We start from the raw sequence: 23468 nt of genomic DNA, 5'->3' as shown, positions 1-23468 counted from the left end.
GGGCCATGCCGTTTCCACTGCCGCGCAGGCCTTTCGCCGCTCTCGCCAATCTTCTTGCCCTTGCGGTTCTGGCGTTGGCCACCAACGTCCGCGCCGAGCCATGGACCGTGCACGGCCTGACCTTCAGCGACGAGGAAGGCGGGTTCACCATCCGGGCCGTCTTCGGCAGCGGATCGTTGAGCGATCCCATCACGGTCGTCGAGGAGGTCACGAGCACACAGGGCGTGGTGCTGATCGTTCGCGGCCTGGGCCCGCATTCCGGGAATCCCATTCCGACCGCACACCCGGCGGGGTTCGCCATTCGCAAGATCGTGATCAATGCGACCGGGCGCACCTGGAACCGCTACGATATTCAACTGCAGAAGAGCTTCGGAACGCCGAGCGATCTCTACGACGGCCTGTCCTTCGGCCAGATGTCGGAAGCCGGACGGCCCTTCCCGTCCGACGGTTTCGCCCAAAGCGCCATCTTCGAAGAGCCCAGCGACAGTCTCAGCTTCTTCGACGGCGTGGTCGAGCCGGACGAAGCCGTGGCGATGACCTTCGTCATCACCGCGACCGGCCCTGTGCCGGAGTTCTTCGTGCTGCAACAGCCCAACCATCCCATCGCCCAGTTGTTGTCGCCCGGTGGGCGACCTGTTCGTATTGATCCGCCTGCGCCTCGTAACGGGACCGACTCCTCTTTGCTTTCATCGTCACGCATCTTGCCAACACGCCCTGGCTTGGATGGACAACGGCCTGATCGTGCACTTCGTCCTGGCGCTTGAGGCGGTCTGGCGTCACGGCTCGCTCGCCATGCCATGGCGCGATACCATGCAGACATCTCCGGGGCTCATCGCGCCGATCCTGGTCGCCGGACACGTCGCCGACCGGCGCGACTTCATCAGCCTCTCCGAAGACCAGCTTCCCTATTGATACGGTCTTCATCCTGAAATGCTGCTTCGTGGCGATGGGACAGGCGCCCGAACGGCTCAACGACGACATGGCGAACGATCTGCCGCAGCTCTTTCGCATGGGGATCGGCATCCATGCGGGGGCCGTCGCACCGCGCTGCGCATCCTCGCGTTCCGGGAAGCCGTGGATGTGCAGCGCGGTGTCGGTTGACAGCGGGCGGCGCTTGACTCAGGTTGGAGTCATGGGACGAGTGCGCCATAACGTCAGGGTACGCGTGTTGTGTGCGTTTCTGTCCGTATCCCTCTTTGCGGCGTCCGCCGACGCCGGATACGACGAAGGTGTCGAGGCTTTCGCCGTCGGTGACTACGCCGCGGCCATGGCCGAATGGTGGCCGTTGGCCGAGGCAGGAGACGCCAACAGTCAGTACGGCCTGGGCGTGATCTTCGAGAACGGTCACGGTGTCGGGCGCGATTATCGCGAAGCCGCCGAGTGGTACCTTGGAGCCGCGGAACAGGGCCATACCGGCGCGCAGTTCAATCTGGGGCATCTCTACCGCCTGGGGGCCGGCGTTCCGCCGAGCATGGACGAAGCCGTGCGGTGGTGGCAGGCGGCCGCCGATCAGGGGCTCACGCAGGCTCAGGTCCTCATGGGTCTCGCCTACCAGCGCGGCGACGGAGTCGCGGCCAATGCCGAGACAGCCGTCGAATTGTTCACACTCGCGGCCGATCAGGGTTACCCTCCGGGACAGTATGCGCTCGGGTTTGCCTACGAGACCGGATCCGGCGTCGAGAGGAACATTGATACCGCGCGACACTACTACGAGCTGGCCGCGGCCGCCGGAGTCGAGCAGGCGATCAGTCGCCTGACGTCCCTGACCTTCCCGCCAACGCCCGAGGAGCCGCCTCCGCCGCCCGCCGAAGAGGATGTCATCGACCAGCTGGCGGGCACCGCAAACGGCAACCAGACCGCCCATATCGAGGATCCCGCAGCACCCCCTCGCTCCCCGGCACCGGCATCCGGGCCGGTCTACATTCAGCCGGTCTACATTCAGGTTGCAGCCTACGTCGACGCAGACCGCGCCGAGCGCGCCTGGAGCGACCTTGAGAAACGCCATCCCGACCTGCTCAAGGGGCTGCCGCACAGGGTGACATCGGCCCTGCGCGATGACGGCAGCTCCGTGTTCCGCCTACAGGCCGGGCCGCTGCCGATCAGCGACGAAGCCGAGGCTATCTGCGACCTGCTGAAACAACAGCAGACCGACTGTTTCATCGTTCGGGACTAGTCGAGCATCAACTGCAGGTCGCGCAGGGCTCGGTCGGAAGGACGCGGGCAATCCAGCCGGTACCATCGTCGCTCCCCGGCATCCCCTCACAGAAGGGATGGGCATACAGCACCTCCCTTCCGGCTGTCGGCCCAGATCATGGCCGCAGACTGTGTCACATCCTGTACTCCTCGGGAATGAAGAGCATAGAATCGCGTTCGGCATGGACATGGCAGTCGATACAGAACGCAACGTTGCCGAAACCTTCACCTTTGGTCGTTCCGATCACGTTGCCGTTCCGAAGGATCAACGGCCTGGCGAACACGGCCATTTCCACACCTTCCTTCGCACCTCGGGCATGAAACGCGGCGTGGAGCCCATTCCCTACGACGGTGACGCGACATGGCCGGTCAACCGATGGATCACCGGGATGGTCCGGCTGTTCCAGCCGCTCGTGAAAGACCTGATCCGCGAGCGCGACCTTGCCGTTGACGCCCGCCACCGCAGCCATCCAGGCGATGTCTATGAAGACAAGGGCCTGGAGGTCACCTCGCAGAGCCCGATCTCCGTCGAGAAACAGATCACCCGGCTGCGAGCCCTGCTCGCAGGGTAGTTGTTTCTTTAGCCTCAGTCGCCGGTCCTCGCTCCGCAGGCGTCTGGCGATTGATGCGGGATCACCAAAAACGCACGCCGCCCCCGGAGAGGGAGCCGGGAGCGGCGCGGCTTAAGAACGTCGGCCGGCTTGCGGTCGTATGGTCGGGGACGAGGATACGGACCGCGTCCACCGGGCGGGTCCCGGGGGAGTGGACGTATCGCCCGGCACCGGGCGCGAAGCCCGGGACCGACGTCTCATGAGATGGATATGTGCACTCCGTCACACCCCGGCAAGGGGTCCAATCAAACTTCTCGACGATGTGAACCCGACCACAAACCCTTACACTGCTGGGGCTTCAGGATTTCAGGCCGCTTGCAACGCGAGATAGCGGTCGACGTCATCAACGCTGTTGAAGAGATGAGGACTGGCCCGGACGCGAGTCGATCGACGAGATCAAGCGGGCGATGCCCTCCGATGCGTTGCCGACGAAGGCGTGTTCGTCCGGCGTCATCGCCGTTTTTCACCATTGGCACGGTCGGTTGCATAGCGTTCAAACGCGTCACGATGATGCACGAGCATCGGGCTTTGTCCGCCGCTGCTGAGAAGCACGACTCCATCGTCGAGACCGATGAACTCGGATCGTGGCGCGGAAAGCATTTGTGTCATGGTGTTCCGCAGGCCTGGCGGCCCAGACAGCTTGTCTTGCCAAGCCTGGTGCAAGCCCCAGGCCAACGCACCCGTTTCTGCTACAATATTGATGCCGATGACGATCGCCAATGCCCCTGCCCCGATGCTGAGCGCGCGATGCGCCCGGCGTGCATGGCGTTCGGCGGCTCCGAGCGGCCAGGCTGCGACCATCGACAGCGCCACCATTCCCAGGATCGAGCCGGCGCCGAACAGGACGACATAGATCAGCGCCACGACCGCATCCTGCGTGGCCGCGACCACGAGCGCGAGCAGGCCGGCGGACCCGGCCGTACCGTGAACCAGACCGACCGCCAGGGCACGCATCGGCAGACCCCGGGGATGCTCATGGCGATGCGGGTCCCCATCATGCGGACCGGACGCCTCGGCGTGGCTGTGTGCGTGGAGATGAGGTTTGCCATCGTCATGGCGATGGACGTGGAAGTGCACCTTCTTCCGACGCAGGCACCACAGCACATCCGCGCCGAGCAGCACGAGCATGACACCGACTCCGAACTCCAGTGTCGCGCTCAGGCGCTCACTGAGGTGCAGGCCGAGAAGGACCGCCGCCGAGCAGAGCGCGAACAGCGTGATCGTATGGCCCAACCCCCAGGCCGCGCCGCGCAGGGCCAAAGATCGCCGCGAGGACGGCTGACCTGCCGCCATGGCACCCACGGCTGCCAGATGATCGGCCTCCAGCGCATGCTGCATGCCGATCAGAAATCCCAGTGCCAAAAATCCTTCCAAGGGGTACCGCCCATCTTTCCGAAGTCGCCCACTGTGCGGAGCCGAAAGCGGGCTTCCTCGCACGATCGGGAACCAGCGGAAAGAGGGTGCGACCGGAAATCGGCACCACGTGTGGCCACGGCATGGGCGGAGTGATAGGTCAGACTCCGCGCCGCCCCGGCTTCAGGGAGAGGATGACGCCATGTCTGACGACCGTTTCGCCAACGCGCGCGAGGTGATTGCGCCGACGGGTACGGAGATCACCGCGAAGAGCTGGCTGACCGAAGCGCCTCTGCGGATGATGATGAACAACCTTGATCCCAACGTGGCCGAAAAGCCCGAGGAGCTGGTGGTCTACGGCGGCATCGGCCGCGCCGCCCGCGACTGGGGCAGCTTCGACCGAATCTGCGGCGCTCTACGCGAGCTCGAGGACAACGAAACGCTGCTGGTGCAGTCGGGCAAGCCGGTCGGCGTCTTCCGCACCCACAAGGACGCACCCCGCGTTCTGATCGCGAACTCGAACCTCGTCGGCCACTGGAATTCGTGGGACCACTTCCACGAGCTCGATCGCAAGGGCCTCATGATGTACGGTCAGATGACGGCCGGTTCCTGGATCTACATCGGCAGCCAGGGGATCGTTCAGGGCACCTATGAGACCTTAGTGGAGGCTGGCCGCCAGCACTTCGGCGGCGACCTCACGGGCAAGTGGATCCTGACCGGAGGCCTCGGCGGCATGGGCGGCGCGCAGCCGCTGGCAGCCACGATGGCGGGCGCCTCAATGCTGGCTATCGAGTGCCGTCCGAGCCGCATCGATCGCCGTCTGGAAACCCGCTACCTCGACCGGATGGCAATCTCGCTGGACGAGGCCCTTGGGATCATCGACCAGGCCAGGGCCTCGGGCGAAGCCGTCTCGGTCGGGCTGGTCGGCAACTGCGCCGAACTGCTGCCTCAGATGGTCGAAAAGGGCATCCGGCCTGACATGGTGACGGACCAGACGAGTGCCCATGACCCCATCAACGGCTACCTTCCGGCAGGCTGGACCCTGGAGGAGTGGGAGGAACGGAGCCGGAGCGATCCCGCGGGCACCGAACAGGCCGCACGGGAGAGCATGAAGCTGCACGTTCAGGCCATGCTCGACTTCCAGAAGGTGGGTGTTCCCACCTTCGACTACGGCAACAACATCCGCCAGATGGCGCTGGAGAACGGCCTCGAGAACGCCTTCGACTTTCCGGGTTTCGTCCCGGCCTATATCCGGCCGCTGTTCTGTCGCGGTGTCGGCCCGTTCCGCTGGTGCGCGTTGTCGGGCGATCCCGAGGACATTTACGCGACCGATGCCATGATGAAGGAGGCCGTGCCCGACAATCCACACCTTCACCGCTGGCTCGACATGGCCAGGGAGCGCATCAGCTTCCAGGGTCTACCCGCACGCATCTGCTGGATCGGTCTGGGCGACCGTGCGCGTGCCGGCCTCGCCTTCAACAGGATGGTGCGCGACGGCGTGCTCAAGGCACCGATCGTGATCGGCCGCGACCACCTGGACTCGGGTTCGGTGGCGAGTCCCAACCGCGAGACCGAGGACATGCGGGACGGTTCGGACGCCGTGGCCGACTGGCCCCTGCTCAACGCCATGCTGAACGTTGCCTCGGGCGCGACATGGGTCTCGATCCACAACGGCGGCGGGGTCGGGATCGGCTACAGCCAGCACGCCGGCATGGTTGTCGTGTGCGACGGCAGCGAAGAGGCCGGCCGTCGCCTGGAGAATGTGCTGACCAATGATCCCGCGACCGGCGTGATGCGCCATGCCGACGCCGGCTATCAGGAGGCGATCGACTGCGCCACCGAGCAGCGCCTGAACCTGCCGATGCTGGGACAGGGGTGAGCGAGACGTTCCGGCATCGCGAGGCACGGGAAGCAGGCGCAGACGGCATTGCGCGGGTTCACCGCACCGCGCGGGAAAAGGGCCATGCACCGTTCTTCCCGCTGGATGCGCTTGAGACCCACCTGGCGCGCACCGGGCCTGCATATTGGCGGGGCTACCTGCCGACCGTTCTCAGCACGGAAGACCGTTTCATCATCGCCGAGGAAGACCGCGGCGTGCTGATCATCGCGCCACAGGCCGAGATCGTCCGGGGTGTGACGACCGTTCGCCATCACCTCCGTGGGCGCGATGAAAACCAGGCCGGCACCGCCAAGCACGAAGCGCAACAGATGGGCCAGGTACCAGTCATGCGACAACCCATCGCGCGCCGGATACCGGCGCGGTCGATCAGAACGTGATCAGTTCCAGGGCGAGTCCGACTTGCGGCTGTAGCTCGCATGGCCGGCAAGGATGTCCTCGGAGACAATGCCCCAGTTGCGCTCGCCGACCTTGATATCGTTGTCGACATTGTTGCGCAGCCAGCCGTTCCTGACGCGCTCGTTCCAGTTCAGGTAGAGCATCCCGTCGCGCACCGTCCAGGCATTCTCCGGGTCGACTTCGGCAGCATACGGGCCCTTCGAGAGAGCATAGGCGCACCAACCGCCGAACTGCGGCGCATAGGTCTCGGGGTCGCCAGCGAACAGATCGCGGTTCTCGGCAGACGAGAAGAGCCACGTGGCACCGTCCCACTCGTGGGAGAACTCTTCCGAACCGGCGACGGCGCGGTTCTCCGTGAAGTACGCCACAGTGTCCCAGCCACCGATGGCGATGCCGTCGGGCGTGATGTTGACCGCGGTCCCGGCATTGGCATGCGCGGTGCCACCGGCGGCGACACCGAATCCAAAGGCGACCAACACTGCGAGCAGAATTTTGCGAGTCATGATTTCCCCTCTCGTTCGGTTTGATGAAGCCGTCCACTGCCCTCTGAGCGGGAGATTAGGGGTGCGCCGGCCGAGAGGCCAGTCGCAGGTCTTCACAAAAGTGCCAGCCCGATGTCAGGCCGGCACAACCGTTGTGCCGTCCTTGACCGCACGGTGCAGGGAATTGAAGCCGATGCGGTAGCTCAGCTCGGCGGGTCGTTCGATATCCCAGATCGCCAGATCGGCGGCCTTGCCGACGCTCAGAGTGCCGCGTGTGGCGAGCATGCCAAGGGCCCGGGCCGCCTCGCGCGTCGTGCCGGCCAGCGCTTCCTCCGGCGTCATGCGGAAAAGTATCGCCGCCATGTTCATCATCAGCAGAAGCGAGGTCGCCGGCGAGCTTCCGGGATTGCAGTCGGTCGAGACCGCCATGGGCACGCCCGACCGGCGCAAGAGATCGACCGGCGGCACGTTGGTGTCGCGCAGGAAGTAAAAGGCCCCGGGCAGCATGACGGCCACGGTGCCCGCTTCGGCCATCGCAGCAGCGCCTTCCTCCGACAGGAACTCGAGATGATCGCACGACAGCGCACCACAACGCGCGGCGAGCGCTGCCCCGCCCATGTCCGAGAGCTGTTCGGCATGAAGCTTCACCGGCAGGCCGAGGTGCCTGGCTTTTGCGAAGACACGTCCGGTCTGCGCGGCATCGAAGGCGATATGCTCGCAGAAAGCATCGACCGCATCGGCCAGCCCTTCCTCGGCGACAGCGGGCATCGCCTCATCGCAGACAAGATCAATGTAGGCGTCCGCCTCACCCTCGTACTCGGGCGGCAGGGCATGCGCGCCCAGAAACGTCGTCGCGATTGTCACCGGCCGCAGCTCGCCGAGGCGGCGCGCCGCGCGCAGCATGGTGCACTCGGTCTCGATGTCGAGCCCGTAGCCGGATTTCACCTCGATCGTTGTCACGCCTTCGGCGCGTAGCGCATCGACCCGCTTGAGGGCACCGGTGACCAACGTGTCGAGATCGGCGTCACGGGTCGCGCGCACCGTTGAGAGAATGCCGCCACCGGCCTGCAGCAAGGCCTCATAACGCGCGCCGCCGAGCCGCATTTCGAATTCGGCGGCACGATCGCCGCCGTAGACGAGATGAGTGTGGCAATCGATCAGGCCGGGCGTCACCCAGCGCCATTCGAGGTCGACAACATCGCGCGCCAGGGTATCGGCCGGGCCGGGCAGTTCGGCCTCCGCATCACAAAAGACGATCGTCCCGTCCTTCACGCCGATCGCGCCGGGTTCGATGGCACCGTAGGGTGCGCCTCCGCCCTCCATGGTGGCCAGGCGCGCGTTGCGCCAGAGTGTGTCCCACATGCCTCGTCTCCCGCTTGGATCGACCGTAGTGTTGTGGCGGTCACAGTGGCAAGGCTTGCGACCCTCCCGTCGCTGCGCTTAAGTCTCCGCCTCGCAGGGGCAACAGCGACTCCATGACCGACTATTTCGCCACATCAGCACTTCTTCCGAAGGGCTGGAGCGACAACGTGCTCATCGTCGTCGGCGACGACGGTGCAATCACCTCGATCAAGGCCAACAGCCGGGCAAGCCGCGGTGCGGTGTGGCTCACCGGTCCTGTGCTGCCCGGCATGGCGAACCTCCACAGCCACGCCTTCCAGCGTGCCATGGCCGGCCTCGGCGAGAAGGCCGGCACCGGCAGCCAGGACAGCTTCTGGACCTGGCGCGAGATCATGTACAGGTTCCTGGCGCGCCTCGATCCCCGCCAGGTCGGTGCAATCACCGCACAGCTCTATCTCGAGATGCTCAAGGCCGGATTCACCACGGTCGGCGAGTTCCACTACCTGCATCACCAGCCCGACGGCACGCCCTACGACGATCTTGGCGAGATGGCGCATCGCGCGATCGATGCCGCGCACCGGACCGGTATCGCCATGACCATGCTGCCGGTGCTCTATACCTACGGCGGGTTCGGCGGGCAGCCACATCAGACGCAGCAGCGCCGCTTTATCAATGGTGCCGACCGTTTCCTTCGGCTTTTCGGCGATCTCTGCAAACGCTACGGCAATGACCCGCAGGTCCGGCTCGGCATCGCGCCGCATTCCCTTCGCGCGGTCAGCAAGGGCGTGCTCTCCGAAGCGCTGACCGGACTCAACCGGATCGACGACGGCGCACCGGTCCACATTCACATCGCCGAACAGGCCAAGGAGGTCGACGACTGCATCGCCTGGTCGGGCCAGCGCCCGGTCACCTGGCTCTATGACAACTTTCCCGTCGATGAACGCTGGTGCCTGGTGCACGCCACCCACATCAACCGGATAGAAATCTGGATGGTGGCGCACAGCCGCGCCGTGGCCGGGCTCTGCCCCACGACCGAAGCCAACCTGGGCGATGGCATCTTCCCGCTAGGGGTTTTCATGCGGGGCGAGGGCCGGTTTGGGATCGGTTCGGACAGCCATATCTCGGTCAGCCCGGTCGAGGAGCTGCGCTGGCTTGAGTATGTCCAACGTCTGCGCCGCGAACTGCGCAACGTGATGGCGTCGGATCGCGAACGCCACACGGGCGCGAGACTCTGGAACGCCGCACTCGCCGGCGGTGCGCAGGCACTCGGTCGTCCGATCGACGGCATCAGGGCGGGCAACCGGGCCGATTTCATTGCGCTCAATCCCAATCACCCGATCCTCTTCGGCCGCAGTGGCCATCATGTCACCGACAGCCTCGTCTTCTCGGGCAACGACACCACGGTCTCCGACGTCGTGGTCGGTGGCCGCCACATAATCCAGGACGGTCACCACACTGATGAAGAGAGGATTGCGCGCGCTTACCACAAGGCCGTCAAAGACCTGATGGATTAGGCAAGGTCGAGCGACTCGACGCTGAGCGTCTCACCGTCACGAACCAGTCCTGCCACGGCCGCAATGTCGGGCGCCATCAGGCGGTCCTGATCCCAGAACGCCGCAACATCGCGAATGCTCCCATGGGCCGCCGCCAACGGCGGCGACGTCTTCAGCGGCTTGCGGAAATCGATGCCCTGGGCGGCGCCCAGGAGTTCGATGGCAACGATCTCCGCCAGATTGTCGTTCATCGCGGCCAGGCGGCGGGCGCCGTGGGTGGCCATGGAGACGTGGTCTTCCTGATTGGCCGAGGTCGGCAGGCTGTCGATCGACACTGGCGTGGCGCGCTGCTTGTTTTCGGCAGCCAGCGCGGCGGCGGTGACCTGGGCGACCATGAAGCCGGAATTGACGCCGCTGTCCTCGACCAGGAAGGGTGGCAGTTCGCTCATGCGCGAATCCGTCAGGAGCGCCATGCGCCGTTCGGAGAGCGAGCCGATCTCGGACAGCGCCAGCGCGATGACGTCGGCGGCCATGGCGACAGGTTCGGCGTGGAAGTTGCCACCCGAGAGCACATCGCCTTCGGCGGCGAAGACGAGCGGGTTGTCGGTGACCGCATTGGCCTCGCGCAGTAGCACGCCGGCGGCAAACCGAAGATGGTCCAGGCAGGCACCCATCACCTGGGGCTGGCAGCGCAGGGAATACGGATCCTGTACGCGGTCGCAATCCTCATGGGACTTTCTGATCTCGCTGCCTTCGAGGAGGCCGCGATAGATTGCCGCAACCTCGATCTGGCCGGGCTGCCCGCGGGCATCGGATATCCTGGGATCGAACGGTGTATCGGCACCCAGCGAGGCATCGACCGACATCGCACCCGCGATCATGGCGGCGCCGAAGTTGTCCTGCGCACGATAGAGGCCGTCGAGCGCAAGGGCCGTCGAGACCTGGGTGCCATTGAGCAGAGCGAGCCCCTCCTTGGCGCAGAACGCAATCGGCTTGATCCCGATCCGCTCAAGCGCCACAGCGGCCGACACCGTGTCCCCGGCCATGCGCACGTCGCCGACCCCCATCAGAACGGCGCTGAGATGAGCGAGCGGGGCGAGGTCGCCGGAGGCACCCACGGAGCCCTTCGACGGGACGACCGGCAGGGCGGCGGCATTGTAGAGCGCGATAAGGGCCTCGATGGTGGTGCGCTGACAACCGGAGAAACCGCGCGCCAGCGCGTTGATCTTCAGGGCAAGAACGAGGCGCACAACGTCGGCGGCGAGCGCTTCGCCCGTTCCGGCGGCATGACTGAGCACGATGCGGCGCTGCAGATCGAGCAGGCGGTCCCGGGGTATCGCGGTCCTGGCGAGGCTGCCAAAGCCCGTGTTGATGCCATAGACCCGATCCTCGCTATCGGCCACGTCGAGCACGAGCTGCGCCGACACGTCGACCGCAGGCCATGCGGCTTCGTCCAGCACAAGCCGTATAGAACCGTCGCGCAGACGCCGGATGTCGTCATGGCCCAGCACTCCAGGCGTCATTACGAAGGTTTCAGTCATCGGAAGCCCCATTCGCCGCACTGCAATTTCCGTGTTTACACTGTTCCGGACCGGACCTAATAGCGATCCCAAGAAGCGTTTGGGGACAAGGAGATTTCATGGCGCGTGAGAGACGGCGCGAGCGACGGACACGGTCTGCAGAACCGGCGGTGCGTCAGTCGCCCTGGCGGGAGGTGGTCAACCGGTTCCCGCCAATGACGCCGGTGTCCGAAGACGAGCTGAAATTCATCCAGGACCGCTCGCTGAAGGTGCTGGAAGAGGTCGGCATCGAGTTCCTGCACGACCGCGCCCTCGACATTCTCGAGGCCGCCGGTGCCGACGTGAACCGCGACACGCTCCGCGTGCGGTTCGACCGCGGTCTTGTGACCGAGAGCATCGCCAGGGCACCTTCGGAATTCCGGCTCCATGCCCGCAATCCCGAGCGCAACATCACGATCGGCGGCAACCGCATCGCGTTCTGCCCGGTTGCCAGCCCGCCCTTCGTGCATGACATGGACGGCGGTCGCCGGGAAGGCAACTTCCACGACTACTGCAACTTCCTGCGCCTGGGTCAGAGTCTCAACGCGCTCCACTTCTTCGGCGGCTATCCGGTCGAGCCGACCGACCTGCCAGCCGCCAGCCGTCACCTCGACTGCCTGCAGGCCTTCGTCACACTGACCGACCGCGCCTGGCACGCCTATTCACTGGGTTCGGAGCGGATCGACGATGCGCTCTCGATCATCTGTATCGCGCGGGGAATGAGTCGCGAAGAGATCAGGGCGGAGCCGAGCATCGTCACGGTCATCAACGCCAACTCGCCGCTCCGGTTCGATACACCCATGCTCGACGGCATGATGGCGATGGCCGAGCACAACCAGCCCGTCATCGTCACGCCATTCACTCTCTGTGGTGCCATGGCGCCCGCCACCGTCGCCGGTGCACTGACGCAGCAGAATGCCGAGGCGCTCGCCGGATTGACCATGGTGCAGCTGACCAATCCCGGCGCACCGATGGTCTACGGTGGGTTCACGAGCAATGTCGACATGAAGACCGGCGCACCGGCCTTCGGCACACCGGAGTTCACCCGTGCGGCGATGATCGGCGGTCAGCTCGCCCGGCTCAACGGCGTGCCCTACCGGTCCAGCAACGCCAACGCCTCGACCTCGGTCGACGCGCAGGCAGCCTATGAGAGCCAGATGTCGCTCTGGGGTGCCGTGATGGGCCACGCCAACATCATGCTGCATGGTGCAGGCTGGCTCGAAGGCGGTCTGGTGGCGAGCTTCGAGAAAATGGTGATCGACGCCGACACCATCCAGATGATCGCCGAGGTCATGGAACCGGTTGTCGTCACCGATGACGAGATCGGCATTGAGGCCATGCGCGACGTGGGCCCGGGCGGCCACTTCTTCGGGACCCAACATACCCTGGAGCGCTACGAGACCGCGTTCTACGAACCCATGGTCTCGGACTGGCGCAACTTCGAGAGCTGGGAGGAAGCGGGCAGCCCCGATGCAGCGACCCGGGCCAACGGCATCTACAAGGCCCTGATCGCGGCTTACGAGCCCCCTGCCCTCGATCCCGCCATCGCCGAGGAACTCGACGCCTTTGTCACGCGCCGCAAGAGTGAGATCGGACGGCAGGCGGCCTAGTCGGGCGAAAACGGGACGGAACGTGACGGGCTGGTGTTTGTTGCCGCGTGAATCGCGCGCCTAGCCTGTCCGCGCCCGTTCGGAGTGTTCCATGTCCCGCCGTTCCAGCTCCCGCCGCCGCACCTCGGGTCGCGAGCGGTCATCCGGCCTCACCCAGCTTCCCTGGCGCGAGATTCGCAACCCGTTTCCACCGCTCAACGTGCTCTCCGAGGATCAGCTTGAGCATATCCATCAGGCTTCGCTGACGATCCTCGAGGACCTCGGCATGGAAGTGATGGGCGAGGATGCCCGCCGCCTTTACCGCGATGCCGGTGCCGACGTGGACGACAGCACCATGCGGGTGCGCATGGACCGCGATATGGTGATGGAGCATGTCAGCAAGGCGCCGTCGGAGTTCACGCTCCACAGCCGCGTGCCGGGCCGAGACGTGACGCTCGGCGGCAACCGGATCGTGGTGACCTCGGTCTCCAGCCCGCCCAACACGTCGGACCTCGACAACGGCCGCCGACCCGGCACCTTCGAGGACTTCCAGAACCTCGTGCGCGTGGCGACAAGCCTCAACTGCATCCACTTCTTCGCGGGTTATCCCGTGGAACCGATCGACTTGCCGGTCCCGACCCGGCACCTCGACTGCTACATGACCTTCATCACCCAGACCGACCGGGTCTGGCGCACCTACGCGCTGGGTGCCGAGCGCAGCCGCGACGGCATCGTGATGAACCGGATCGCACGCGGCATCGATGAAGACGAGATGCGCGAGAAGCCGGGCATCATCACGCTGATCAACACGAATTCGCCGCTCCGCCTCGACGAACCCATGAGCCAGGGTCTGATCGAGATGGCGACCGCCGGACAGGCCGTCTCGATTACGCCGTTCACCCTTTTGGGTGCCATGGCACCGACCTCCCTCGCGGGCGCACTTGCCCAGCAGAACGCCGAGGCGCTGGCGGGTATCGCACTGATCCAGCTTGTCCGGCCCGGCAATCCCTCGGTCTACGGCGGCTTCACCTCAAACGTCGACATGAAGTCGGGCGCGCCGGCCTTCGGCACGCCGGAATACGTGAAGGCGACGCTGGCGGGCGGCCAGTTGGCGCGCAAGTACGGCATCCCGTTCCGCTCGAGCAACGTGAACGCCTCGAACGCGGTCGACGCCCAGGCGGCCTACGAGAGCGGCATGTCCCTGTGGGCGGCGTTCATGGCACACGGCAACTTCATCCACCACGGCGCGGGCTGGCTCGAGGGCGGGCTGGTCGCGAGCTTCGAGAAGATGATCGTGGATGCGGAAATGCTGCAGGGCATGTTCGAGACCATGGCGCCGGTCACGGTGAACGACGCCGAGATCGGCATCGATGCCATGGCCGAGGTCGGCCCCGGCGGCCACTTCTTCGGCACGCAGCACACGCTCGACCGTTACGAGAACGCGTTCTACGCGCCCATGCTGTCGGACTGGCGCAATTACGAGACCTGGGTCGAGGCCGGCAGACCGGATGCTGCGGTCCGTGCCAACCGAATCTGGAAACAGATCCTGGCCGACTTTGAGGAACCGCCGCTCGATCCGGCGATCTGTGAGGAGCTTGAAGCCTTTGTTGCCAGGCGCAAGGCCGAAGGCGGTGTCCACGACAACTGATCGGATTGCCCAATTATAACTGGATCAGGCTGGATCAGGCTGGATCGGGCTGGATGTCGATCGGGGGGATGTCCTGCGTTCAGCGCGGACGGTTTGACAGCGCTCCCGGCGACGGCAATGATCGGTGCCGATGACCGATCATGATATCCTGCACACCGAAGACAACTTCGACAGTGACTTCGAAAGACTGACCGGCCACGCGCCGTTCGCCTGGCAAAGACGGCTTTTCACGGACTGGTTCCAAGATGGCCGGATCCCGCAAGCCCTCGACCTTCCGACCGGTCTTGGCAAGACCTCGGTCATGGCGATCTGGTATCTGGCGCAACAGTCCGGTGCCGGGCTGCCGCGCCGCCTCGTCTATGTGGTCGACCGCCGGGCGGTGGTCGACCAGGCGACAAGCGAGGCGGAGAAACTGGCGGCCCGCGATGCGGAGCTGCGCGTCAGCACGCTGCGTGGCCAGTATGCAGACAACCGCGCGTGGCTTGAGGATCCGGCGGCTCCGGCGATCGTGGTCGGCACCGTGGACATGATCGGCTCGCGCCTGCTGTTTTCCGGCTATGGCGTCTCGCGCGGGATGCGCCCCTTTCACGCCGGTTTGCTCGGTGCCGACGCGCTCGTGGTGCTGGACGAATCGCATCTCGTACCGCCGTTCGAGCGGCTGTTGCGCGCGGTCGAGGACCAGGGACGCGGCGACGATCGGGGTCGCAGCCTCGCAGCGGCGAACGAGGCGGATCGGGCTGCGATTCCGCCTTTCCGGCTGCTTTGTCTCTCGGCGACCGGACGCGGGGGGACGGACCGTGAGCCGGATAGCGATGTCTTCCGGCTTGAGGAGGCAGACCGCGAGGACAGTGTCGTCCGGCAAAGGCTGGACGCGCCAAAGAGATTGGCCATGCGTGACATCGACGATGAGCCAAAGCCGGTCGAACTTGCGCAGAAACTGGCAGACGAGGCCTGGAAACTCGCCGATGAGGGAACCGCGGCGTCAACCTTCCTTGTCTATTGCAACAGTCGCGAGGTCGCGGAAAAGACAAAAGAAGCGCTCGATAAAAAAGCCAAGCAGGCCAACAATGTCGAGACCGAATTGCTCGTCGGTGCCCGGCGCGTTCGTGAGCGCAGCAGGGCAGAACAGCGCCTCAAGGAGCTTGGCTTCCTCGCCGGAGACAACGGCAAGCAAGATCGGGACGGTTCCGCCTTTCTCATCGCCACCTCGGCAGGCGAGGTCGGTATCGATCTCGATGCCGATCACATGGTGTGCGATCTCGTTGCCTTCGAGCGGCTTGTGCAGCGCTTCGGGCGGGTCAACCGGCGCGGCGGCAAGAAGGCTGAAATCCGGCTCATCGTGGCCAGAGACAAATCGGCCGATGCCCGGGAGGCGGTCAAGGATGCTGCGAAAGACCTTCTCGAAGAACTCCGTGATGCCTCTGGTTGCAGCGGCGATGCGGATGACGAAGCGTTCGATGTGAGCCCCGGCAATCTGCTCAACCTGAAAGAACGTGCGGAAGGCGATCCGTGCCTTGCCGCCAAGATCAAGGCCGCAACGACACCGGCCCCGCTCTACCCGGCGTTGACGCGACCGCTTGTCGATGCTTGGTCGATGACATCGCTGGAGCACCATAGCGGCCGGCCGGAGGTGAACCCCTGGCTGCGCGGCTGGGAGGAGGATGAGAGGCCCCGGACCACTGTGATCTGGCGCAGCCATTTGCCGGTTCGTCCCTCTGGCGATGGCGATGCAACCGCAAGCGAGGAGAGCGAGCGCAATGCGTTCTTCCGCGCCGCCCCGCCGCATCTCACCGAGCGGCTGGAAACGGAGACCCACCGGGTTTCCGACTGGCTGCTTGCGCGGGTCAGGAAAATCGAGAAGATATCGAAGTCTGCCGATGCAAGGACAGACCCGCCCGATGCAGACGACGAGTCTCCAGAAACCGCGCAATGTCCCCCGCTGGACGAGGGAACCGTCGTCGCCCTTGCCCTTGACAATCGTGGCGAAGTGTCCCGATCCTGGCGGCTGGACGATCTCATCATCGACAAGACAAAGGGCAAGACAAAGGACGGGATCAAGAAAGCGCTCTCTGGCCATGCTGTGGTGGTGGTCGATGCACGGCTCGGCGGGCTCTCGAAAGCCGGGCTTCTGGACGAGAACATCGACGAACCCCCGCAGACCCTGGACAGCGGCGAAGCGTGGCTTGACGGACTGGTCCCGGATTTCAAGGTGCAGCGGTCGCAGGCTTGCGAAACTCTGCCGGACCGCACGGTGCACAGCTTCGCGATAGCTTACTCCGAGGAGGGCGAGCCGACAGAGTTCCTGCATGTCCAGACTCTGGCAAATGAGACGAGCGAGACGAGCCGTTCGGTCGCTGCCAATGCGCAGCTTTTGGAGGACCACCTTGCCGAGACGGCGGAAAAGGCAAAGGCGCTCGGCGAACGACTCGGCTTGCCGGAAGACTATCGCCAGGCCCTCGTTCTGGCGGCACGGCTGCATGACGAGGGCAAGCGGGCAGAATCCTGGCAAAGGGCAGCGAACGCGCCTGGGGACGGGGTTTATGCGAAAACCAGGGGCCCCTTTCGGGGTAACGAACTCAACGGCTACCGCCATGAATTCGGATCGCTTCCCCATGCCGAGCGCGATGAGGAGTTTGCCGCGCTCTCCCCTGGGCTGCAGGATTTGACGCTGCATCTGGTTGCCGCCCACCATGGCCGCGCCCGCCCGACGATCCCGACGCTGGGCTGCGAGGACGCGCCACCCTCGGTTCTGCGGAAACGCGCCCGGGATGTCGCGCGGCGCTTTGCGCGGCTGCAGGAACGCTGGGGACCCTGGGGGCTCGCCTGGTTCGAGACGCTGCTGCGCGCTGCCGATCAGCAGGCATCGCGCGACAACGATGCGCGGAACGGTGCGGACTGATGGCGCAGGCCTCCATTCCGGTCGATCCGTTCAATCCCGGACAGGTGTTCGCCTGTCTGGGCTTCATGGAAGCCGCCGACATCCTGCTCGGTCACGCGGAAGGCGGGTTCGACTGGCAGTCGAAGGATGGCGATACGCGCTTTGTGCTGAAGGCCGACGGCGACGAAAACCCGTTCGCGACAGTGCTGGAGTTTCTGGCCGAAGCCGAAATCGTCTCGCTTGCGCCTGCCGGATCGTCGAATGACACCGAGAAATGGAACATAAAGCAGGTAAGCCTGCCGAACGACGATCCGTTTCCGTTCCCCGATCCGGACAGCCCGGCGACGCTGCCAGCCCGACTGACAACAGCCGACGGACGAGAGATCGTCATCGATCATTGGGGCGACGGAACGATCCGCCGCGACAGGGTGAAGTTCTGGGCAGGGTCCGGCGGCTATCCCGGTGTCGCTCTTGTGAGGGATGCGCGCGACCTGATCAAATCCAGCCTCGATGAGCAGGGTTGGAAGGTTGCAGATGCAGCTTCGGACCCATTCGCACTTTCGGCTGTTCAATCCAGCAGTTTTCGTTTCGATTGGCGACGGGACTACATTCCAATCGATGCCGGATTTTCTCCCAACGACCACAAAAAAATAAGGATGCTCGGGTTTCCGATTGTCGAACTGCTCGCGGCGATTGGCCTCACGAATGCACGACCGCAGCGTCTCGGAATTCTTGAATATCGATACGGCATTGCAGGTCTGGAAGGATCACGGCTCTTGAGTCCGATTTTTCTTCGCGCCGCGCTGGGCGCGGGTCCCGCGATACCGTACGCTGGAAACGATGCGTTTCTGCCGCTTCCCCGCAGAACGTTCCACATGCAACTGGGTTGGCCCGCCCAAGAAGGCCAAGCGCGCTGCATTCTCGATGTCGATGAGGAGATCGATCCATGACCGAAACACAGATAACGCCAGAGACGTTCGACCGATGGGCTGACGACAGGAAGGGGCCGGTTGCCCTGCATCTGAAGCAGACGCTGCTGCCCGTCGAGGGCGAAGGGGGCGTGATTTTTCCGCCGACCTATGCGAACATCGGTTATAATATCGACGCACTCCAGGACGGCACGAAGGTCGCGACCATCGACAGTGTCGGCTCGCAAGCCAACCGGATCGAGCCCGTGTTCAGGGACGAGCCGTATTCGAACCTAGTGCCGCAAATCGATATCGCTTACGGCAATGAGAAGACGGTGTCGATCCTCGAGGTCGGGCACCGGCTGGGCGACGCCTTGATTCGCTCAACGGGCGACGATCTGCCGGGAAAAGCCTAATCCGCCTTCGAGGACCTGAACAGGACCGGCAATGCGGGCGCCATTGCCAGGCTGGCACCGACCTCGCTGGTGTTCGGGGTCTGGGATTCGCGCGGTACCCAGGCCAAGCTCCCGCGCCTCGTGCAGTCGGTCGTCCGCGCTTGGGATGTCTCCGAATTGACGCGCTCGGCGCAATACGAACCGCCTCTGGATTACGCTGAACTGGATGTCTTCAGCGAAGCCGAAAAGGAAAAGCAAAGCGGCGATTCGAAAAGCCCGTTGGCGAAACGCGGTTTTGTCCATGTCCCGGCTGTCGGAACCCATGGCGGTGTGATCGCGCGCGGTCCGATCGAGCGCGACGTAACGGTGAACCTGGTGGCGTTGCGCCGGCTCCGGGGCAGCGATGGTGGCAATGGCGATGAAACACGGCGACTGCGGCGTTATGTTCTGGGCCTTTGTCTGGTTGCCGCGACCGCACCGATGGACCCCTTTCTGCGCCAGGGGTGCCTGCTCGTCTCCGATCCCGACGCGCCGGCGCAATGGCACCTTGTCGGGCGTTCGGGGGAACGATCTGCAATCGTGCCGGATGAAAAAACGGTGCTCGATTATGCGACAAGGTCTGCCGAGGCCTTCGGCGTGGGCGAAAACATGACTGTGACGTTCGACAAGGCCCGCGCAAAGGAAGACACAAAAAAGAAAACGGAGGGAGAGCAGGCCTGAGCCATGGTCCGGGCGCTTCTCCTCTCGGTCCGCTTCCATGACGGCCGCTACCATGGTGTCAGCGACGGTGTCGGCGACTGGCCCCCTGCGCCGGCGCGTCTTTTCCAGGCGCTGCTTGCGGGGGGTGCGCGGGGTGGGGTTGTGGCCGAGGAGGCGACGGCGGCGCTGCGCTGGCTCGAAGGGCTCGCGCCGCCTTCGATCGCCGCGCCGCCCGGGCGAACGGGAGTCGGCCATACGACATATGTCCCGAACAACGATCTCGACGCGGCGCTCAGGGAGAAGAAACACGGCGGCAATCTTGCCGCAGCAGTGGCCAGCATCCGTGTCGGGAAGACGATCCGACCGCAGATCTTCAAGGCCGACATGCCTTTTCTGTACATGTGGACCGTCGATGACGATCCGGAGAACGACGTTCATGCCTCATATGTATGCGCCATGGCGGAGGACGTGTTCCAGTTGGGCCGCGGCGTGGACATGGCATGGGCATGCGGGGAGATGCTCGACGGGCGAGACGGCGAAAAACGGCTCGCCGATCACGCCAACAACGGTGGAGTGGTGTACCGCCCTGGGGGCAACGGGTCCCGCCCCCTTGCCTGTCCTGTGCCCGGCTCGCTCGACAGTCTGATCGCGCGCCATCGTGCATTCGTCAGCCGGTTTTCGCCCCGTTACCGGAACAAGCCGACGAAGAAGGATCCGGCACACCGCGTACCCGACGGGCTGGTTTTTGCCCAGCCGCCGAAGCCCCGTTTCAACCGCATTGCCTATGGCAGCCAGCCATGTGACAGCCCGCCATGGCACAGGGTTTACGAGATTCGCGATACTGCGGGCCAGGGCTGGCAGCCACAGTCGGCGTCCGACGCGGTGCAGCTGGTCGAGAGGGTGCGCGATCTGGCCGCCGCCAGGCTCATTTCGGGACTGGCTTCGGGACTTCCAAAGCGGCAAGCGGAGATCGAGCGCCTTGTGATTGGACGCGGTGCCGGGCCGCGCGACAAGAGTGCGCGGATTCGCATCGTGCCGTTGCCGTCCATCGGCCATAAGCACGCCGATTACGGCATCCGCCGCCTGCTGGTCGAGGTTCCGCCGGACTGCAGGATCGAATCCGGCGACATCGACTGGGCCTTTGCGGGCCTCGATCTGGGCAGGGGACGCCGTCTTCTGCCGACTGCCGCCGACACGATGCTGAAGCACTACGGGATCGCCGACGAAAAAGGCCATCGGTCATGGCGATCGGTGACGCCGGTGGCGCTACCCTTTTCTGCCAGGCGCGCCGGCGGTCGCAAATCCGCACCCGTTCGGCTTGAGGAGGAGGCACGGGCGACTGGCGCGGTCACCCGGGCCCTGCGCCATGCCGGGATCGCCGTACCCCCCATGACGGTGCGGGTCCAGCGGGAGCCGTTCGATGCAAAGGGCACCCGTGCCGAAGCCTTTGCGGCGGGGCGGTTCTGCGCCTCCCGCCTGTGGCATCTGGAGATCGTCTTCCGGGAACCGGTTCCCGGCCCGCTCGCGATCGGCGATGGCCGCTATGTCGGCCTCGGTCTCATGCAGCCTGTCCGCAGGACAGGCCGCGGCCTGTGGGTGTTTGCCATGCCGCCGGAAAACCGCATCGGCGTCGCCGATACCGGCCCGTTGCTTGAGGCCGTGCGCAGGGCGCTGATGGCGCTTTCCCGATGCGACGACGGCAATGTGCCTCTTCTTTTCTGCGGCCACGAAGGCGACGGGCCGGCACGATCGGGCCGACACCGCCATATCTTCCTGACCGCCGAGGATGCCGATGGCGATGGTCATCTCGACCGGCTTCTGGTGGCTGCGCCGTGGCTCTGCGATCGTTCGCGGGGCGCTCCGAAACCCGCAGAGCGTGCGATGTTCGACGAGATCGTTCCGTGCCTGCGCCGGTTGCGGGCCGGTCGGCTCGGTGTCCTGGAATTTGCCGAACCCGTTACGCCTCCCGAGGGCGATCCGATTGTCGGACCCGCACGGGCCTGGACAAGCCGAACGCCCTATCGTCCGACCCGTCACGCCAGCCGTGGCCGCGACGCGGAAGCGGCGGTGTGCGAGGATGCCGCGCTCGAATGCCGACGCCGCGGCCTGCCCGTGCCGTGCATCGACGTTCTGGCGTTCCGTGCGGGGCCAAAAGGCGGGAACCCTTCGGCCCGCCTGCGCCTGCGTTTCACCACCGCCGTGGACGGGCCGTTGCTGCTCGGTCGCGACAGCCATCGCGGCGGGGGCCTGTTCGTCGCGGAAAGTCCGTTCGTCGCGGACAATAATGGCGACGATGACATCCGGCGGCCAGTTTGAACTGCACCTTACGGCGCCCGCGGCCGATGACCAGACCCCACTGGCCCCGGCCCGCATGGTCAACGAATTCGTCTATTGTCCGCGCCTGGCCTATCTGATGTGGGCACAGGGCGAATGGGCCGAGACCGGCGATACGGTCGAGGGCCGGCGCGTCCACGCCCGTGTCGACAAGCCCGGTACGCCGTTGCCGGCACCCGAAGCGCTCGACGACGACGCTGCCGAATTTGAAAGCGTCGTCAGTCGTTCGATGACACTGTCATCGCAGCGGCTGGGCGTTATTGCCAGGCTCGATGTCGCAGAGGCCGGGAACGGCACGGTCACGCCCGTCGACTACAAGCGCGGCAAGCGCCCGCATGTCGCACACGGTGCTTTTGAGCCCGAACGCATCCAGGTGTGCCTTCAGGCCCTGCTTCTCGAAGAGCATGGCTATCGCGTCGAAGAGGGTGCGATATGGTATGCCGGCAGCAGAGAGCGTGTGCGGGTGGCGCTCGATGACGACCTGCGGTCTGTAACGCTCGCGGCAGTCGGCGATTTGCGGCTGACCGTGACGCAGGGCCGCATACCGCCGCCCCTGAAGGACAGCCCGAAATGTCCGCGGTGTGCGCTTGTGACCGTGTGCCTGCCCGATGAGGTTCGCTGCCTGTCGGGCATGTCCCTCGAACCGCGTTCTGTCGCCGTGCCCGCGGATGACGCCTTGCCGCTTGTGGTTCAGGCCCAGGGGGCCCGTATCGGCAAGGACGCGCAATCCCTGAAAATCAGCCATGACGAAGAGGAGACCCGGGTTCGCCTTATCGACATTTCCGATGTCGCGCTGTTCGGCAATATCGCGATCACGACGCCGGCCCTCTCGGCCCTGCTTGAACGGGAGATCCCGGTCAGTTTCCACAGCTACGGCGGCTGGTTTCGCGGCATTGCACACGGCGCGGGGCATCGCAATGTCGAGGTGCGCACGGCACAATATGCCATGAGCTTCGACAGGGCGGCCTGTTTGCGTTTTTCACGGGAGCTCGTTGCTGCCAAGATCGTCAACCAGCGGACGATCCTGCGGCGAAACTGGCGGGGAATGCCGGATGAACGCAAACCCGTCCTTGATCGCCTGGCAGCGGCCAGGAAATCCGTCGGAGGTGCCGAGACACCCGCAAGGCTTCTTGGCCTCGAAGGGGATGCGGCGGCCGTTTACTTCCGTGCCTTTGCCGGGCTGATCGACGCGCCGCAATCCGACAAGGGATCGCACGCTTTCGACTTCAGGGCCAGAAATCGCCGCCCTCCGGCGGACCCCGTCAACGCCATGCTGTCCCTGGCCTATGCCATGTTGACGCGGCACCTGACCGTCGCACTCAGTTCCGTCGGGCTCGATCCCTATCGCGGCTTTTTCCATGCGCCGCGCTACGGACGACCGGCGCTTGCGCTCGATATCATGGAACCGTTCCGGCCGATCATCGCCGACAGCGTTGTCCTCAATGCTGTTAACAACGGCGAAATCCGGCCAGGCGATTTTGTCGTGGCCCCGACCGGAACGGCGCTGAACCAGGCCGGCCGCCGCAGGTTCGTGCAGGCCTTCGAACGCCGGCTGTCGCAGGAAACGACACACCCCGTCTTCGGCTACCGCGTCAGCATGCGCCGAATGCTGATCGTGCAGGCCCGATTGCTGTCGCGTTTCCTGCTCGGGGAGTTGCCGTCATACCCTCACTACCTGCCACGTTGAAC

At 65.0% G+C, this 23468-nt stretch carries 17 protein-coding genes and 1 pseudogene; 14 read left to right on the top strand and 4 right to left on the bottom strand.

Annotation, left to right across the window (positions count from 1 at the left end):
- Nucleotides 1-176 precede the first annotated feature (176 nt).
- The 4 genes from GDA49_05150 (at nucleotide 177) to GDA49_05135 (ending at nucleotide 2765) form a co-directional block, all read left to right on the top strand.
- Complete coding sequence (locus GDA49_05150; protein ID MBC6439793.1) at nucleotides 177-764, top strand: hypothetical protein; 588 nt, start codon at nucleotides 177-179, stop codon at nucleotides 762-764.
- Nucleotides 742-912 (top strand): hypothetical protein, encoded by a 171-nt coding sequence (locus tag GDA49_05145; protein MBC6439792.1) that lies wholly within the window; start codon nucleotides 742-744, stop codon nucleotides 910-912. The genes GDA49_05150 and GDA49_05145 overlap by 23 nt, the downstream gene beginning before the upstream one ends.
- A 28-nt stretch (nucleotides 913-940) precedes the next feature.
- Entirely contained in the window at nucleotides 941-2173 is a 1233-nt protein-coding gene (locus GDA49_05140) for an SEL1-like repeat protein (GenBank protein MBC6439791.1), read from the top strand.
- A gap of 202 nt (nucleotides 2174-2375) precedes the next feature.
- Nucleotides 2376-2765: a hypothetical protein gene (locus GDA49_05135; protein ID MBC6439790.1), complete on the top strand. Its 390-nt coding sequence runs from the start codon at nucleotides 2376-2378 to the stop codon at nucleotides 2763-2765.
- Nucleotides 2766-3254: 489 nt separating this feature from the next.
- On the opposite strand, the gene GDA49_05130 is transcribed toward GDA49_05135, so the two are convergent.
- Nucleotides 3255-4178: a high frequency lysogenization protein HflD gene (locus GDA49_05130; GenBank protein ID MBC6439789.1), complete on the bottom strand. Its 924-nt coding sequence runs from the start codon at nucleotides 4176-4178 to the stop codon at nucleotides 3255-3257.
- Between the two features lie 181 nt (nucleotides 4179-4359).
- Between GDA49_05130 and GDA49_05125 the strand changes: the two genes are divergently transcribed.
- Both GDA49_05125 and GDA49_05120 read left to right on the top strand, forming a co-directional pair.
- Nucleotides 4360-6036, top strand: coding sequence for a urocanate hydratase (locus tag GDA49_05125; protein ID MBC6439788.1), 1677 nt, complete (start codon nucleotides 4360-4362; stop codon nucleotides 6034-6036).
- The gene (locus GDA49_05120) at nucleotides 6033-6434 is read left to right on the top strand and encodes a hypothetical protein (protein ID MBC6439787.1); all 402 of its coding nucleotides are present in this window, start codon (nucleotides 6033-6035) and stop codon (nucleotides 6432-6434) included. The genes GDA49_05125 and GDA49_05120 overlap by 4 nt, the downstream gene beginning before the upstream one ends.
- Here GDA49_05120 and GDA49_05115 read toward each other — a convergent pair whose 3' ends face one another.
- Nucleotides 6435-6956, bottom strand: coding sequence for a YHS domain-containing protein (locus tag GDA49_05115; GenBank protein MBC6439786.1), 522 nt, complete (start codon nucleotides 6954-6956; stop codon nucleotides 6435-6437).
- A gap of 114 nt (nucleotides 6957-7070) precedes the next feature.
- Complete coding sequence (locus GDA49_05110; GenBank protein MBC6439785.1) at nucleotides 7071-8297, bottom strand: imidazolonepropionase; 1227 nt, start codon at nucleotides 8295-8297, stop codon at nucleotides 7071-7073.
- Between the two features lie 113 nt (nucleotides 8298-8410).
- On the opposite strand from GDA49_05110, the gene GDA49_05105 reads away from it, so the two are divergent.
- On the top strand, nucleotides 8411-9790 hold the full coding sequence (locus tag GDA49_05105) for a formimidoylglutamate deiminase (protein MBC6439784.1): 1380 nt from the start codon (nucleotides 8411-8413) through the stop codon (nucleotides 9788-9790).
- On the opposite strand, the gene hutH is transcribed toward GDA49_05105, so the two are convergent.
- Nucleotides 9787-11310 carry a histidine ammonia-lyase gene (gene hutH, locus GDA49_05100; protein MBC6439783.1) on the bottom strand — a complete coding sequence of 508 codons (1524 nt, stop codon included), beginning with the start codon at nucleotides 11308-11310 and terminating at the stop codon, nucleotides 9787-9789. The two genes, GDA49_05105 and hutH, sit on opposite strands and share 4 nt — an antisense overlap.
- A gap of 98 nt (nucleotides 11311-11408) precedes the next feature.
- On the opposite strand from hutH, the gene GDA49_05095 reads away from it, so the two are divergent.
- The 7 genes and pseudogenes from GDA49_05095 to cas1 all read left to right on the top strand — a co-directional run bounded on the left by GDA49_05095 (nucleotide 11409) and on the right by cas1 (nucleotide 23466).
- Nucleotides 11409-12938, top strand: coding sequence for a trimethylamine methyltransferase family protein (locus tag GDA49_05095; protein MBC6439782.1), 1530 nt, complete (start codon nucleotides 11409-11411; stop codon nucleotides 12936-12938).
- A 91-nt stretch (nucleotides 12939-13029) separates the two neighbouring features.
- Nucleotides 13030-14565, top strand: coding sequence for a trimethylamine methyltransferase family protein (locus tag GDA49_05090; GenBank protein ID MBC6439781.1), 1536 nt, complete (start codon nucleotides 13030-13032; stop codon nucleotides 14563-14565).
- A 130-nt stretch (nucleotides 14566-14695) separates the two neighbouring features.
- Nucleotides 14696-17464 (top strand): type I-U CRISPR-associated helicase/endonuclease Cas3, encoded by a 2769-nt coding sequence (gene cas3u / locus GDA49_05085; GenBank protein MBC6439780.1) that lies wholly within the window; start codon nucleotides 14696-14698, stop codon nucleotides 17462-17464.
- The gene (gene cas8c / locus GDA49_05080; GenBank protein ID MBC6439779.1) at nucleotides 17464-18393 is read left to right on the top strand and encodes a type I-U CRISPR-associated protein Cas8c; all 930 of its coding nucleotides are present in this window, start codon (nucleotides 17464-17466) and stop codon (nucleotides 18391-18393) included. The genes cas3u and cas8c overlap by 1 nt, the downstream gene beginning before the upstream one ends.
- Nucleotides 18390-19466, top strand: a pseudogene (gene cas7u / locus GDA49_05075) (type I-U CRISPR-associated protein Cas7). The gene cas8c and the pseudogene cas7u overlap by 4 nt, the downstream one beginning before the upstream one ends.
- 3 nt (nucleotides 19467-19469) lie before the next feature.
- Nucleotides 19470-21761, top strand: coding sequence for a type I-U CRISPR-associated protein Cas5/Cas6 (cas5u6u, locus tag GDA49_05070; GenBank protein MBC6439778.1), 2292 nt, complete (start codon nucleotides 19470-19472; stop codon nucleotides 21759-21761).
- Entirely contained in the window at nucleotides 21739-23466 is a 1728-nt protein-coding gene (gene cas1, locus GDA49_05065; protein ID MBC6439777.1) for a CRISPR-associated endonuclease Cas1, read from the top strand. Before cas5u6u ends, cas1 begins: the two co-directional genes overlap by 23 nt.
- Nucleotides 23467-23468 lie beyond the last annotated feature (2 nt).

The organism is Rhodospirillales bacterium (genome assembly GCA_014323865.1).
Classification (GTDB): domain Bacteria; phylum Pseudomonadota; class Alphaproteobacteria; order SP197; family SP197; genus SP197.
This window is presented reverse-complemented; position numbering and strand designations above follow the sequence as displayed.